Source organism: Microbacterium candidum (assembly GCF_030315975.1).
GTDB lineage: Bacteria > Actinomycetota > Actinomycetes > Actinomycetales > Microbacteriaceae > Microbacterium > Microbacterium candidum.
Genome location: NZ_JASXSZ010000004.1, coordinates 413487 through 428872, shown reverse-complemented (window position 1 = coordinate 428872; position 15386 = coordinate 413487). Strand labels below are relative to the sequence as shown.

10 protein-coding genes are annotated in these 15386 nt (G+C 70.3%); 2 read left to right on the top strand and 8 right to left on the bottom strand.

The genetic code is table 11. From position 1 onward, the window contains the following. Positions 1 to 26: 26 nt before the first annotated feature. The 4 genes from QSV35_RS14300 to QSV35_RS14285 all read right to left on the bottom strand — a co-directional run bounded on the left by QSV35_RS14300 (position 27) and on the right by QSV35_RS14285 (position 5790). Positions 27 to 851 carry a PP2C family protein-serine/threonine phosphatase gene (locus QSV35_RS14300; protein ID WP_286289457.1) on the bottom strand — a complete coding sequence of 275 codons (825 nt, stop codon included), beginning with the start codon at positions 849 to 851 and terminating at the stop codon, positions 27 to 29. A 57-nt stretch (positions 852 to 908) separates the two neighbouring features. After that, positions 909 to 2948: an ABC transporter ATP-binding protein gene (locus tag QSV35_RS14295; RefSeq protein ID WP_286289456.1), complete on the bottom strand. Its 2040-nt coding sequence runs from the start codon at positions 2946 to 2948 to the stop codon at positions 909 to 911. Then, positions 2945 to 4678: an ABC transporter ATP-binding protein gene (locus QSV35_RS14290; RefSeq protein WP_286289455.1), complete on the bottom strand. Its 1734-nt coding sequence runs from the start codon at positions 4676 to 4678 to the stop codon at positions 2945 to 2947. The genes QSV35_RS14295 and QSV35_RS14290 overlap by 4 nt, the downstream gene beginning before the upstream one ends. Positions 4679 to 4815: 137 nt before the next feature. After that, positions 4816 to 5790, bottom strand: coding sequence for an aldo/keto reductase (locus QSV35_RS14285; protein WP_286289454.1), 975 nt, complete (start codon positions 5788 to 5790; stop codon positions 4816 to 4818). A gap of 176 nt (positions 5791 to 5966) precedes the next feature. Here QSV35_RS14285 and QSV35_RS14280 point away from each other — a divergent pair, with 176 nt between their 5' ends. Further along, positions 5967 to 6509 carry a DUF4870 domain-containing protein gene (locus tag QSV35_RS14280; RefSeq protein ID WP_286289453.1) on the top strand — a complete coding sequence of 181 codons (543 nt, stop codon included), beginning with the start codon at positions 5967 to 5969 and terminating at the stop codon, positions 6507 to 6509. A gap of 46 nt (positions 6510 to 6555) precedes the next feature. Here the strand turns inward: QSV35_RS14280 and QSV35_RS14275 are convergent, their stop codons facing one another. The 4 genes from QSV35_RS14275 to QSV35_RS14260 form a co-directional block, all read right to left on the bottom strand. Next, positions 6556 to 8010 carry an aldehyde dehydrogenase (NADP(+)) gene (locus tag QSV35_RS14275; RefSeq protein WP_286289451.1) on the bottom strand — a complete coding sequence of 485 codons (1455 nt, stop codon included), beginning with the start codon at positions 8008 to 8010 and terminating at the stop codon, positions 6556 to 6558. Continuing rightward, on the bottom strand, positions 8010 to 9194 hold the full coding sequence (locus tag QSV35_RS14270) for an acyl-CoA dehydrogenase family protein (RefSeq protein WP_286289450.1): 1185 nt from the start codon (positions 9192 to 9194) through the stop codon (positions 8010 to 8012). The genes QSV35_RS14275 and QSV35_RS14270 overlap by 1 nt, the downstream gene beginning before the upstream one ends. Next, the gene (locus QSV35_RS14265) at positions 9191 to 10339 is read right to left on the bottom strand and encodes a CaiB/BaiF CoA transferase family protein (protein WP_286289449.1); all 1149 of its coding nucleotides are present in this window, start codon (positions 10337 to 10339) and stop codon (positions 9191 to 9193) included. Before QSV35_RS14265 ends, QSV35_RS14270 begins: the two co-directional genes overlap by 4 nt. 81 nt (positions 10340 to 10420) lie before the next feature. Next, entirely contained in the window at positions 10421 to 11389 is a 969-nt protein-coding gene (locus QSV35_RS14260) for a helix-turn-helix domain-containing protein (RefSeq protein WP_286289448.1), read from the bottom strand. Between the two features lie 137 nt (positions 11390 to 11526). On the opposite strand from QSV35_RS14260, the gene QSV35_RS14255 reads away from it, so the two are divergent. Then, positions 11527 to 15342: a S8 family peptidase gene (locus QSV35_RS14255; protein ID WP_286289447.1), complete on the top strand. Its 3816-nt coding sequence runs from the start codon at positions 11527 to 11529 to the stop codon at positions 15340 to 15342. Positions 15343 to 15386 lie beyond the last annotated feature (44 nt).

The following is a 15386-nucleotide window of genomic DNA, read 5'->3' as shown; positions in this document are numbered from 1 at the left end:
ACGGGAACGGCCGGAGGTGTGGAGGGTTACGCCGCGTCGCCCTGCACGTCGTCCTCTGTGGAGGAGACGTCCTCGTCCTGCGTGGAGGAGACGGCGACGTTCAGCACGATGATCGTCACGTTGTCGCGTCCGCCGTTCTCCAGGGCCGCGGCGAGCATGGCCTCCACGGCCTCGGCGGGGTCGTCGTGCTCCGCGAGGAAGTGCTGGATGCCGTAGTCGGTCAGTTCCTTCGTGAGCCCGTCGGAGCACACCACGAACCGGTCGCCGTCCACGAGGTCCAGACGCACGTAGTCGGGGGTGACGCTGTCGCTCGGCCCTACGGCTCGGGTGATGACGTTCCCGTACGGGTGGTGCTCGGCCTCCTCGGGGCTGAGCCGCCCTGCGGCCACGAGCTCCTGCACGACGGAGTGGTCGGTCGTGATCTGGACGAGGCTGCCGTCGCGCGCGAGGTACACCCGGGAATCGCCGATGTTGAGGGTCACCCAGTGCGGGTCCCCCGCGTCGGTGTCGAGGTAGAGACCGGTGACCGTCGTGCCCGTGCCGTCGTCGGTCGCGCCGGGATGGCTCGCGATGTCCTTCACGGCCTTCGCGAGCGCCTTCTCGATCGACTTCGACGACACTTCACCCGTCTCAGCGACGGCGCGCAGGCGCTCGACGGTGCGGGCGCTGGCGATCTCGCCGCCGATGTGCCCGCCCATGCCATCGGCGACGATGAAGAGCGGGAACAGCGTCAGCACTGCGTCCTGGTTGATCTCACGGCGCCGCCCGGTGTCGGTGACCTCCGCCCACGACAGGTTGAGCTCCCCGTCAGGAAGCGCGACCGTGCGGACCTGCGTCGTCACCTCTGGCACGCGCGCCCTCCCCTTCGACCGTGCACGCCCGCGAGACCGTGGACGGTGCCTCACATCCTAGTGGACCGGGTCCACGTCGCCCGGGGCCGCGAGCGCGGCGGCCTGGGCGGCGAGCTCGGGGCCGAGGTCGTCCTCCTCCTCCGCCGCGCCTTCGAACTGCGCGTTGTAGAGACGCCAGTACGCTCCTCGCGCCGCCAGCAGCTCGTCGTGCGCACCCTGCTCCACGATGGCGCCGTTCTCCATCACGAGGATGAGGTCGGCGTCCCGGATGGTGGAGAGGCGGTGCGCGATGACGAACGACGTCCGGTCGATCCGCAGGCGCGACATGGCGCGCTGGATCAGCAGCTCGGTGCGCGTGTCGACGGAGGAGGTGGCCTCGTCGAGGATCAGGATGCGGGGGTCGGCGAGGAACGCGCGCGCGATCGTGACGAGCTGCCGCTCGCCCATCGACAGGTTCGACGCCTCGTCGTCGAGCACCGTGTCGTAGCCGTCCGGCAGCGCGTGCACGAAGCGGTCGACGTAGGCGGCGGTGGCGGCCTCCACGATCTCCTCCTCCGTCGCATCCGGTCGGCCGTACGCGATGTTCTCGCGGATCGTGCCGGAGAACAGCCACGTGTCCTGCAGGACCATGCCGGTGCGCGAGCGCAGATCGGCGCGGGTCATGGTCGTCGTGTCCACGCCGTCGAGTGTGATGGCGCCGCCGTCGACGTCGTAGAACCGCATGATGAGGTTCACGAGCGTCGTCTTGCCCGCCCCGGTCGGCCCCACGATCGCCACCGTGCTGCCGGGCTCGGCCTTCAGGCTCAGGTCGTGGATGAGGGGCTTGTCCGCCGTGTACCGGAAAGCGACGTCGTCGAACCGGAGGGTGGAGGCGCTCTCCGGCGCCGTGGCGGCAGGCTCGGGGTCGGGCGTCTCGTCCGGCTCGTCGAGCAGCTCGAACACGCGCTCCGCGCTCGCGACACCGGACTGCAGCATGTTGGCCATCGAGCCGAGCTGCGCGAGCGGCTGGGTGAACTGGCGGGAGTACTGGATGAAGGCCTGCACGTCGCCGATCGAGATCAGGCCGTTGAGCACCTGGATGCCGCCCACCACCGCGATCGCGACGTAGACGAGGTTCCCGATGAACTGCATCGCCGGCATGATGATGCCCGAGACGAACTGCGCGCCGAAGCTCGCCTTGTACACGGCGTCGTTCTCACCGCGGAAATCACGCTCGACCGCGCGCTGATGCCCGAAGACCTTGACGATCGAGTGGCCCGAGTAGGTCTCCTCGACGCGGGCGTTGAGGACGCCAGTGGCGGCCCACTGCGCGACGAACAGCTTCTGCGACCGACGCGCGACGAGCACCGTGACCAGCAGCGTCAGCGGGATCGTGACGAGGGCGATGACGGCGAGCAGCGGCGAGATCAGGAACATCATGACGAGGACGCCGACCACCGTCAGGAGCGAGATCACCATCTGCGACAGAGACTGCTGCATCGTCTGGCCGATGTTGTCGACGTCGTTCGTGACCCGGCTGAGCACCTCGCCGCGCTGGGTTCCGTCGAAATAGGACAGAGGCAGACGGTGGATCTTGTCCTCGACGCGCAGCCGCAGCCGGTGCATCGCGCGCTGCACCACCCCGTTCAGGATGCGCGCCTGCAGCCACGCGAACAGAGCCGCGCCGATGTACACGGCGAGGACCGTGAGCAGGATCGACGCGAGCTGCGCGAAATCGATGCCCTGCCCCGGGACGAACTGCATCGTCTTGAGAAGATCGGCCTGCTGCTGCTGGCCGTGCGTCATCATGTAGTCGATGATCTGCTGTTGCGTGGTGCCGGGCGGCACGTTCTTGAACTGCAGCGATGTGAAGCCTGCGACGACGACATTCGTCGCGTTGCCGAGGAGCTTCGGACCGATCACGTTGAGGGTCACGCTCACGACGCCGAGGAGGAGGACCACCACCAGGAGAGCTGCGTCCGGCCGGAGCGTTCCGAGCAGCCGCCTGGCGCTCGGCCCGAAGTTCTGAGCCTTGGAGACGGGCATGCCCATGCCGCGCATGGGACCTCCGCCCATCGGGCCTCGGCGCTGCGCCTGCTGTGAGGACTGGCCGCTCATGCCGCCTCCTCCACCGAGAGCTGCGATTCGACGATCTCGCGATACGTGTCGTTGGTCTGCGTGAGTTCGTCGTGGGTGCCGAGACCCACGACGCGGCCGTGGTCGAGCACGACGATCTGGTCGGCATGCTGGATGGTCGACACGCGCTGCGCGACGACGATGCGCGTGGCGTCCGGCAGATGCGTGTCGAGCGCGCGGCGCAGCGCCGCATCCGTCGCCAGATCCAGCGCCGAGAACGAGTCGTCGAAGATGTAGACCTCGGGACGCTTGACCAGTGCCCGCGCGATGGCGAGACGCTGCCGCTGGCCGCCGGAGACGTTCGTGCCGCCCTGCGCGATCTGCGCCTCGAGACCCTCGGGCATCGCCTCGACGAAGTCGCGGGCCTGGGCGAGCTCCAGCGCCCGCCACAGGTCGTCGTCGCTCGCCGCGCCGTCGCCGTAGCGGAGATTGGATGCGATGCTGCCGGAGAAGAGGAACGCGCGCTGCGGGACGAGCCCGATGCGCTCCCACAGCTCGTCGGGATCGTATTCGCGGACGTCCACTCCGTCGATCGTGACGGATCCGCCCGTGACGTCGAACAGGCGCGGCACGAGCCCGACGAGGGTCGTCTTGCCTGCACCCGTCGAGCCGATGATCGCGGTCGTAGTCCCGGGCTCCACCGCGAACGACACGTCGTGGAGCACCGGCGCGTCTGCGCCCGGATACGTGAACTCGACATGGTCGAACACGACGCGCCCGACGGGTGCGGGGGCCTCCTCCGCGACCGCGGGGGCGGCGACCGAGGGCTCGGTGTCGAGCACCTCGCCGATGCGCGTCGCGCAGACGGCGGCGCGCGGGATCATGACGAACATGAACGTCGCCATCATGACGCCCATGAGGATCTGCATCATGTAGCTGAGGAAGGCGAAGAGCGTCCCGACCTGGGTCTCGCCGTCCTGGATCTGGAATGCGCCGAACCAGATCACCGCCACGCTCGAGACGTTGAGGACCAGCATGACGGCCGGGAACATGAGCGCCATCAGATTGCCGGCGCGCAGCGCCGTGTCGCGGACGTCGCCGCTCGCGGTCGCGAACCGCACCTTCTCGTGATCCTCGCGGACGAACGCCCGGACGACGCGGATGCCGGTCAGCTGCTCGCGCATGATCTGGTTGACGCGGTCGATCTTCTTCTGCATCGACCGGAACGCGGGCACCATCCGCACGACGATGAGCGACACGATGATGAGCAGCAGAGGCACCGAGACCGCCATGAGCCACGACAGGCCCGGGTCCTCCCGCAGCGCGAAGATGACGCCCCCGATCGCCAGGATGGGCGCCGAGATCATGAGCGTCGCCGACATCTGCACGAGCATCTGCACCTGCTGCACGTCGTTCGTGTTGCGGGTGATGAGCGACGGCGCCCCGAAGCGCCCGACCTCCCGCTGGGAGAACCCGACGACGCGGTGGAAGATGTCACCGCGCAGGTCGCGCCCCATCCCCATCGCGAGTCGCGAGCCGAAGTAGACCGCGACGATGGCGCAGGCGATCTGCACGAAGCTCACTGCCAGCATGACGGCGCCGGTCCGCCAGATGTAGTCGACGTCGCCCTTGATGACGCCGTCGTCGATGATGTTCGCCTGCAGCGTCGGGAGCCACAGGGACGCGATCGACTGCGCCAGCTGGAAGACGACCACCCCGATGATGAGCGGCCACGCGGGCGACAGGTACCGCACGAGAAGTCTGCCGAGCATGTGGGTCCTTCCGGTGCACGGAGACATCCGCGACAGGTCCGTGCGGCTCACGACGTTACGCCGATAATCTGCACGTGTGCATCGACGGCCCTGCGCTGTCAGCGAACGACGGACGGCCGTCCGGGCCGCAAGGATCGTCAGGCCGGCGGAGGAGGCGGGAAGAGCGCGTCGATCGCGGCGAGATCGTCGGCGTCGGGCGTCCACGCCGAGGATGCGGCCGCATTCGCCCGCACCTGCTCCGGTGTGGTCGCGCCGGCGATGACGCTCGCGACGGAGGGGTGCGACAGCATCCATCCGTACGTCGCCTCGAGCATCGTGATGCCGCGCTCGTCGCAGAACGCCTGGTACGCCTCGAGGGCGTCCCAGGGTGCGTCCTTCCACAGGTGCGGGCGCTGGCGCATGATCCGGCTCGAGTCCGGCCCGCCCGCCCGGGTGAACTTGCCCGTGAGCAGGCCGTTGTAGAGCGGGAAGTACGGGAAGAAGCCGAGGTCGTACCGTCGCACGGCGCGCAGCACGTTCCGCTCCGCGTGCCGCTGCAGCAGGCTGTACTCGTTCTGCGACGACACGAACGGGATGCCGTGGCGCATGAGCGCCGTGAAGTGCGCCTCCGCGATCTGCCACCCCGAGAAGTTCGAGTGCCCGAGATAGCGGACCTTGCCCTCGCGCACGAGGTCGCCGAGCGCGTCGAGCGTCTCCTCGATGGGGGTGTCGTCGTCGGGGGTGTGCAGCTGGTACAGGTCGATCCAGTCCGTCTGGAGCCGCCGCAGCGACGCCTCGACGGCGCGTCGGATGTAGGTGCGCGACGCGTTCGCGCCGCCTACTCCGGGGGGCGTATATGCGGAGTGCCCGAACTTCGTCGCGATGACGACCTCGTCGCGGCGACCGCGCAGCGCTTCTCCCATCAGCGTCTCGGAGAGCCCGAACTCCTTGCCGTAGATGTCGGCGGTGTCGAGGAAGGTGACGCCGGCGTCGATCGCCGCCGCGAGCACTTCACGCGTGCCGTCGAGCGTCTCGGTGACCGTTCCCGCGCGGCCGAAATTGTTGCAGCCGAGCCCCGCCGCCGAGACGAGAAGACCGGATGCCCCGACCCTCCGCTGCTGTATGTCCGCCATGTTCCGCCTCTCGATTCCACCGCGCCGGACGCCTCCGGCGGGTCCACCCGAACCCGGCGTGGCCATTGCCGCCGCCTCGAGCCCACCACTACGGTAGCGATCAGGTCACGGACCCGTGCGCACACGCGTGCCCACGCCCGGGACACCCTCCGCCAATCCCAAGAAAGGCGCTTCCGATGAGCGACCCGAACGCCGCCGAGCCCGGGGACCCGAACACCCCTCCGCCCGCGCAGCCGCCGCAGCAGCCTGCGCAGCCGCCGGCATCCGAGCAGCCGCCTGCACAGCAGCCGCCGCAGTACCAGCCGCCGCAGTACCAGCAGCCGCCGCAGTATCAGCAGCCGCCGGCCGGGCAGCAGTACGCCTCCCCCGGAGCCCCGTACTCGGCCGAGACCGACAAACAGCTTGCGATGTGGGCCAACCTCGGCGGTATCGTCGGCTTCCTTCCGTCGCTGATCATCTGGCTGGTCGGCAAGGACCGCGGTCCGCGTACCAACGTCGAGGCGAAGGAGGCACTGAACTGGCAGATCACGATCACGATCATCCTCGTCGCGATCAACGTCCTCGGCATCGTCTTCAGCTTCGTGCTCCTGGGCTGGATCTTCAGCCTCCTGTGGTGGGCCGGCTACATCCTGAACGTGATCTTCTCGATCATGGGCGGCGTGCGCATCAACGCGGGCGGCAGCTACCGCTACCCGTTCAACTTCCGCTTCATCAAATGACAGCACGAAGGCCCGGATGCACGGCATCCGGGCCTTCGTCGTGTCATCAGACGGTCAGCACGCCGTTCTCGCGACGGAGGACGCCGAGCGGATTGCCGTCACGCAGTTCCCGCGGGAGCACCGCCTGCGGCGCATCCTGATACGCGACGGGGGCGAGGAAGCGCCGGATCGCCGTCGCGCCGACCGACGTGTGCACCGACGCCGTCGACGCGGGCCACGGGCCGCCATGGTGCTGCGCCCACGCGATCGCGACGCCCGTCGGCCAGCCGTCGTAGAGCACGCGTCCGGCGACGCGCGTGAGCGCGTGCGTCACGCGCGCAACGAGTTCGTCGTCGTCGGATGCGGCGTGCCGAACGGTGCCGGTGAGGCTGCCCTCGAGGAGGCCCAGCGCGGCATCGAGATCGCCGCCCGGAGCCGCGTCGTCATAGGAGACGAGGAGTGTCAGCGGGCCGAAGTGCTCCTCCTGGAACGCCTCGGGAGCGGCGGCGAACGCCGACGCCGTCGTCGCCGCGACCGTCGGCGCGGACTCGGTGCCCGCTGCTCCCCCGGCGACGGCGATCGTCGCCACGTCGGCCCGGGCCTCCAAGGCATCCGCACCGCGCGCGAACGCGTCCGTCATGCCGTCGGTGAGAAGGCGCTGGGCCGGCGCATCCGCCGCAGCCGCCCCGACGGCGGCCTCGAACCCGACACCGGCCGGGACGAAGACGAGTCCGGGCTTCGTGCAGTACTGCCCGCCGTCGCGCGTGAACGAAGCGGCGAGACCCGCGGCGAGGGCCGCCGCATCCTCCCGCACCGCCGCAGGCGTCACGACGACCGGGTTCACCGACCCGAGTTCGCCGTAGAACGGGATGGGGTCGGGCCGGGAGACGGCGAGGTCGAACAGCGCGCGGCCGCCGCGCGTCGACCCCGTGAACCCGACGGCGCGGACGAGCGGGTGGCGCACCAGCGCGATGCCCTCTTCGACGCCTTCCACCAGCACGAGGGCGTCTGCGGGAGCCCCCGCCTCGGTCAGCGCGGTGCGGGCAAGGTCCGCCACGCGACGGGAGAGCTCGGGATGACCGGGGTGCGCCTTCACGACGACGGGGCACCCGGCCGCGAGCGCCGACGCGGTGTCGTTGCCGAGCACCGAGAACGCGAACGGGAAGTTCGAGGCGGTGAAGACCGCGACGACGCCGATCGGACGCAGGATGCGGCGCAGGTCCGGACGCGGCGGGATGGTCGTCGGGTCCGGGGTGTCGACCGTCGCTTCGAGGTACCCGCCGTCGGCGCACACGTCGGCGAAGAACCGCAGCTGCGACGCCGTCCGGACGACCTCGCCCGACAGACGGGCCTCGGACAGGTGCGTCTCCGCGTGGGCGATCGCGACGAGTTCGGCGGAATCCGTCTCCAGGGCCGCCGCGAGCGCGCGCAGCCACGTGGCGCGGTCGGCGCGCGACGAGGATTCGAATCCGGATGCGGCCGCCGCGCGGACGGCGGCATCCACCGTGTCGACGGCGTCCATCAGAACGCGTTCAGACCGGTCATGGCGCGGCCGAGGACCAGCTGGTGGATCTCGTCGGTGCCCTCGTATGTGCGCACCGACTCGAGGTTGGCGGCGTGGCGCATGATCGGGAAGGCGTTCGTGATGCCGTCGCCGCCGAGGATCGTGCGCGCCTGGTGCGCGATCTCGAGAGCCTCGCGCACGCTGTTGAGCTTGCCGACCGAGATCTGCGCCGGAGTCAGCGCGCCGCGCTCCTTGAGCCGTCCGAGGTGCAGTGCCAGCAGCATCCCCTTCTCGACCTCCAGCAGCATGTCGGCGAGCTTCGCCTGCGTGAGCTGGTTCGCGCCGATCGGCTTGCCGAACACCTCGCGCGTGATCGAACGCCCCAGGGCCACCTCGAGGCACGAACGGGCGGCGCCCATCGCACCCCACACGATGCCGTAGCGGGCCTCGTTGAGGCAGCCGAACGGGCCCGAGAGGCCCTCGGCGCCGGGCAGCAGCGCGTCGGCGTCGACACGCACGCCTTCCAGCGAGATGTCGCACTGGACGGACGCGCGCATCGACAGCTTGCCGTCGATCGGGGTGGCGGTGAAGCCGGGGGTCTGCGTCGGCACGAGGAAGCCTCGGACGGCCTTCCCGCCCTCGCCGAACTCCGGGACGCGAGCCCACACGACGGCGACGTCGGCGAGCGACGCGAGGCCGATCCAGCGCTTGGCGCCGTCGATGACCCAGCCGTCGCCGTCGCGGCGCGCGGTCGTCGTCATCGCAGCGGGGTCACTGCCACCCTGCGGCTCGGTGAGGGCGAAGCATCCGACGAGCTCGCCGGCCGCCATGCCGGGCAGCCAGCGCTCCTTCTGCTCCTCGGATCCGTACTTGGAGATCGCGCTCATCGCGAGGGATCCCTGCACGGAGACGAATGTGCGCCAGCCGCTGTCGGCCGCCTCGAGCTCGAGGCACACGAGGCCGTACGAGACCGCACCGGCACCGGCGCATCCGTAGCCCTTGATGTGCATGCCGAGGAAGCCCGCCGCGCCGAGCTGCGGGATCAGCTCGCGGCGGAAGTGCTTGTTCTCGAAGTCCTCCTCGATGACCGGGAGGATGCGCTCCTGCGCGAAGGCGCGGGCCTTCTGCTGCCAGGCGCGCTCCTCGTCGGTGAGAAGGGCGTCGAAGTCGAAGACCTGGTCGATACGGGGTGCGGTGGTCATCGGGTTTCCTCTCTGGGGAGCCAGTCGGCGCCGTGCGACGCGTCGAGCGTCGGCGGCGGGGTCAGGTAGACGGCAGGGGCGGCGCCGAGACCTATCGGGCTCGAGACCGTGCGGCTCGCGCCGAGTTCGACGACCGGATCGAGGCCGAGACGGCCGGCGAGGGCGATGGCCTCGCCGACATCGTTGACGAGCCCGGACGGGACGCCGGCCGCGGCGAAGAGGTCGACCCATTCGGCGGCGGGGCGCCCCGCGAGCGCACGCTCGAGGTCGACGGTCAGCGCGTCGCGGTGAGCGACGCGGGCCGCGTTGGTGAGGAACCGCACGTCGTCCGCGAGAGCGGGGACGCCGATGACCGCAGCGAGCGCTGCGAACTGCTTGTCGTTGCCCACGGCGATGACCAGATCACGGTCGGCGGCGCGATAGACGGCGTAGGGCGAGATCGACGGATGCGCGTTGCCCAGCCGTCGCGGCGCAGTGCCGGTGGCGAGGGTCGACGCGGCCTGGTTCGTGAGAGCAGAGAGGAGGCTGTGGAGGAGATTCACCTCGACGCGCTGTCCGCGGCCCGTGCGGTCGCGCTCACGCAGGGCGAGCAGGATGCCGCTCACGGCATTCAGCCCGCACAGCACGTCGACGAGCGCGACGCCCGCCTTGGCCGGCGCACCGTCCGGGTCGCCGGTGATCGACATGAGCCCGCCGACGGCCTGCACGAGGAGGTCGTAGCCCGCCAGCGCCGCGCCCTCGCCCGCACCGAAGCCCGTGATGGATGCGTAGACCGCTCCGGGATTCGCGGCGGCGACGCTCTCATAGTCGAGGCCGAACCGGTCCATGACGCCCGGGCGGAAGTTCTCGACGACGACGTCCGCGGTGGTCGCGAGGCGCCACGCCTCGGCCCGGCCCGCATCCGTCGTCAGATCCAGCGCCACTGACCGCTTGTTGCGGTTGACGCTGTTGAAGTACGTGGCCTGGCCGGCCGCATCGACGGGCGGCATCCAGTGGCGCGTGTCGTCGCCGGCAGGCGGCTCGATCTTCACGACGTCAGCGCCGAAGTCGGCGAGCGTCATCGTCGCGTAGGGACCGGCGAGCACGCGCGAGAAGTCGGCCACGCGCACGTCGGCGAGCACTCCCCGCCTGGTGTCCTCGTGCATGTCGTCCTCGCATCCGTCGTCGCATGCCGTGAAGCCCGTCAGAGATTCATCCTATACCGAATCTTTAACGCGCCGAACCGCTCACAGCCACCCGCGCCGGACCGCCTCCGCCCCCAGCTGGAACCGTGACGAGACGCCGGCGAGCTCGATGAGCTCCGACACCCGCCGCTGGATGGTGCGCAGCGAGATGCCGAGCTGCGCGGCGGCAGCCGCATCCGTCAATCCGATCATGAGGAGGGACAGCAGCTCGCGGTCCTCGGCCGAATCCCGGCCCTCCTCCGCGAACAGCGGCCGCGCCGCCCGCCACGACGTCTCGAACGTCGCATCGACGAGGTCCAGCAGGCCGCTCTTGTGCAGGAGCAGAGCCCCGTCCGCCTGGCCGGGGCCGTGGGAGGCCATGGGGAGCAGGGCGATATCGCCGTCCGCGATGAAGAGCCGCGTCGGCAGGGCGGGCAGGACGCGCACTTCCTCGCCGTCGAGCGCCGCCTGCTTCGCGGCATCCATGAACCCCGCGCGCTCGAGGACGCCCGTCTCCACGATCGTCCGGTACCGCACGCCGCGCGCGAGCGCCCGCTCCTCCTCGAGGTTGTCGTCGCTGGCCACGAGCGCGACGTCGCTCAGGACGAAGACGTCGACGCGCTCCGTGGCGGCGGCCTGCAGCTGACCGAGACGCTGGCGCACGGCGTCCGCACCGACCACGACGTCGACGACGTCCGGCACCGCGCGCAGCGCCGCGCCTTCCCGGTAGACCGCGCTGAGCTCGACGAGGGTCTCGTGCGCAGCCGCGAGCCTGCGCTCCTGCTCGACGAGCAGCGGGCGCATCACGAGCGAGGGAGGGGATGCCACGAACCGGTGCGGCGAGGACGCCTGACGGGCCACGAACCCAGCCAGCTCCAGCTCGTCGAGGATCTGTCCCACGGACCCCGGGGACAAGGCCGTCTCGGCTGCGAGCTCGGCCGCCGAGGCCGCCGGTGCGGCGAGAAGCCGGCGGTACACCACCGCGTGGCCTCCGTCGAGACCCATCGCGTCGAGAGGACGGTCGTCGATCACCGGACGCCCTTCCTCAGTGCCGGTTCCTGGGTGCGGCCGCTGTGGCGGATCACGGTCATGACGGGCCTCCGCCACCACACTAGTGCGGGCCTGTGAAACCGTGATCAGGAATGATCCCCAGAACGGAAGGCTCCCCCATGGAACCTCAGAACAGGCGCGCCCGACGACGTGCGCGATCGGTCGTCGCGGCCCTCAGCGGTGTCGCGCTCGGCATCGGCGGCATCGCGCTCGCGGCACCGTCGATCGCGGCGACGACCGGCTCGTCCTCCGACTCACAGACGCCCCTCGTCGGCTCGGCGGAGGCGAAGGCGGCCACCTCGTCCGCGACCGTCACCCTGATCTCGGGCGACCGCGTCCGCGTCACCCGGACCGCCGACGGGCAGCCGGTCGCGCAGCTGCTGCCAGGCGACGACGGCACGGTCACCCCCTACGAGACCTACCGCGACGGCGACAACGTGTACGTCTTCCCTTCCACCGCGAGCGCCGCGCTCGCGAGCGGCCGGATCGACCGCGAGCTCTTCGACGTGACGGGCCTCGTCGCAGCGGGCTACGACGACGCCCACGCCGACGCGGTCCACGTGATCGCGCAGTACGACGCCGGAGCTCGCACGGTCACCGACGGGGCGCCGGCCCCGGTTCCGACGGGCGCGAGCGACGCGACCGCGCTCGCCTCCGTCAACTCGATGGCCTACGTCGTGGCCAAGTCGGATGCCCAGTCGGCATGGCAGCAGTTGACCGACGGCGGCTCCGCCTCCGGTACGGGGCTGTCGAAGCTGTGGCTCGACCGCCCCGTGAAGGCCACGCTCGCGGACTCCACGCAGCAGATCGGGGCGCCTGCGGCCTGGCAGGCCGGGCTCGATGGGAAGGGCAGCACCGTCGCCGTCCTCGACACGGGCGTCGACGCAGGACACCCCGACCTCGCCGGACGCATCGCTCAGGCGAAGGACTTCACCGGCTCGACGCACGGCACCGACGACCTCGTCGGACACGGCACGCACGTCGCTTCGACCGTCGCCGGAACGGGCGCCGCGAGCGCCGGGAAGGAGCGCGGTGTCGCGCCGGGCGCCTCCCTCCTCATCGGCAAGGTGCTCGGCGACTCGGGCGCCGGCTACGACTCCGACATCATCGCGGGGATGCAGTGGGCCGTCGCGAACCACGCGGACGTGATCTCGATGAGCCTCGGCAGCCAGCTCCCGGCCACCACGTGCGACGACCCCATCGCGCAGGCCGTCGACCAGCTGTCGGCCTCGAGCACGAGCCTCTTCGTCATCGCGGCCGGCAACATGGGCCCGCGGCAGAACACGGTCTCGAGCCCGGGCTGCGCGACCTCGGCCCTGACGGTCGGCGCGGTGGACTCGAAGGATGCGACCGCGTCCTTCTCCAGCCGAGGCCCCGTCGGCGTCAGCCACATCGTGAAGCCCGAGATCGCGGCGCCCGGTGTGAGCATCTTCGCCGCCGCAGCCGGCGGCCGAGGGATCTACGCGTACCGCACGATGTCCGGCACGTCGATGGCGACGCCCCATGTCGCAGGCGCCGCCGCTATCGCGAAGGAGCAGCACCCGACGATGACGGGGGCGCAGATCAAGCAGCTGCTCACGTCGTCGGCCGACCCGACCGTGCCGGGCGCGGCGCAGGAGGTCGGAGCGGGACGCCTGGACGTGGCGCGGATGCTGTCGCAGACCGTGACCGGTGACTCCACGGTCTACGGCGGCGCTTTCGACTACCCGCAGACCAAGGCGTACAGCGCGAAGAGCCTCACGTACACCAACAGCGGCGACACCGACGTCGACCTGCGGCTCACCGTCCAGAAGGTGACCGGGAACGACGGGAAGTCGGTGAACACGCCGCTCATCCGCCTGCCGCAGCACGTCACCGTACCCGCGCACGGCACGGTCGAGGTCCCCGTCACCGTGCAGCTCGGGGCGAACATCCCGGACAGCTCGCTCGGCGACATCACCGCGCAGATCGTCGGCACGAGCGGGACGCAGCGCGTCTCGACGGCGTTCGGCCTGTACACGCAGGCCCCCGCGGTCACGGTCTCGGTCACCGTCATCGACCGCAACGGCAACACGGCCAACGGCTCGTCGAGCGTCGATCTCGTCAACACCGACACGTCGATCGGCGAGCGGCGGTTCGTGAGCGGCAAGGAGCAGAAGTTCACCGTGCGGCCCGGGAAGTACTTCCTGACGTCGTACGACATCACGCCGACTCCGGGCAGCGTGGCCAACAGCCGTTCCGTGGCGCAGTCGCTCGCCTACCTCGCTCGACCCGAGCTGACGATCGACAAGGACATGAGCATCGTGCTGGACGCGCGTCAGGCGAGCCCGCTGACGGTCACCACGCAGCAGCCGACGGAGACGCGCAACACGACGCTCACCTTCGAGCGGATCTGGCAGAACGCCTTCGTCCACTCCGGCTCGCTGACGACCTCGGTCGGGACGAACGAGATCTACGCGCAGATCATCGGCAAGGTGGCCAAGGGTGACGGGTCGTTCGAGTTCGGGCACTGGGCGCACCAGATCGCCCCGATCGTGTCGTCGATGAAGACCTCGGACGGGCTGGCGCTGCATCCGCTGTCGGCGAAGCCCGGCATCGGCAACCTCGACGGGACCGGGACCGCGGACATCGTGTCCGTCGGCGCGGGAAACGCAGCCGACTTCGCCGGGGTCGACGTCAAGGGCAAGGTCGTCGTCGCGAAGCTCGCACTCGGAGCGAGCGACAGCTCCGCGCAGACGCGGGCGGCCGCGGCCGGCGCCAAGGCGCTGCTCGTGTGGCACGACGACCCGGGCACGTGGATCCCGTCGGCCGGCTTCAACACCATCCCGGTGCCGACCTACACGCTGCCGGCGAGCGAGGGCACCGCTCTGGCGGCGGCCCTCGCGGCAGGGCCGGTGTCCGTCACCTGGACGGCCAACGGCAAGACGCCGTACGCGTACTCGCTCGCCTTCTTCTCCGACGGCCAGCTGGTCACCGCGCAGAAGCACGACGTGTCGGACTCCTCGCTCGGCCGCATCGACAACTCGTACACGAGCATGGCGGGCGCGCCCGCTGACTTCGGCACGTCGGTGGCGGCGCAGCGTCCGAGCACCCTCGCGTACGCCGTCAACGCCTTCGACTACATCGGGGCGCCGAGCGCGCGGACGGAGTACTTCACGGCCGACGGCACGAAGTGGTTCCGCTCGGTGTACTCGAGCCTGCCGTTCAGCGAGTCGATGAACGACCAGTACCGCACGTTCACCCCGGGGCAGCAGCTCACCGACTCGTGGTACGGCGGCGGTGTGTCGCCGACGGTCCGCAAGGACACGAGTGGCACTCCGCAGCTGATCGCCGAGCGGCAGGGCGACCTGCTCGGCATCCAGACGACGTTCTGGGGCGACAGCGCGGGCCACTGGGCGGACCAGGGCAGCTTCGGCGACATCGGCAACATGCAGCTCAAGCGCAACGGGGTCCAGATCGGCGAGAGCTACGACCCGTTCGGCGTCTTCACGGTCCCGGCCCAGGACGGGACGTATGAGCTGTCGATGCACACGGAGAAGGTCGGCTCGCCGGCGAAGATCTGGAAGCGCTCCACGGCGGTCGACATGACGTGGACGTTCGCCTCGCACGACGACCCGAACGTCTACAGCCAGCCGCTGCCGATCCTGCTGCCGCGCCTGGACGTCCCCGAGGACGGCGTGAAGACGGTCGCGGCCGGCAAGGTCACCATCCCGGCGCGCTTCGACGCCAACCCCGGCTATGACGCGGGCGCGGTCTCGGCGGCGCGGGTGTGGACGTCCGTCGACGGCGGAACCACGTGGGTCGAGGGCACGGCGACGCTCACATCGTCCGGCGCCGACCTCGTCGTGGACCACACCGGTCAGACCGGCAAGCAGGTGAGCCTGCGGGTCGAGCTCACCGACGCGCACGGCGCCAAGGTCCTGCAGACGATCACACGCGCGTACGACGTGCGCTGATCGGGGATGCGGAGGGCCCGGGTCGCGTCACGCGGCCCGGGCCC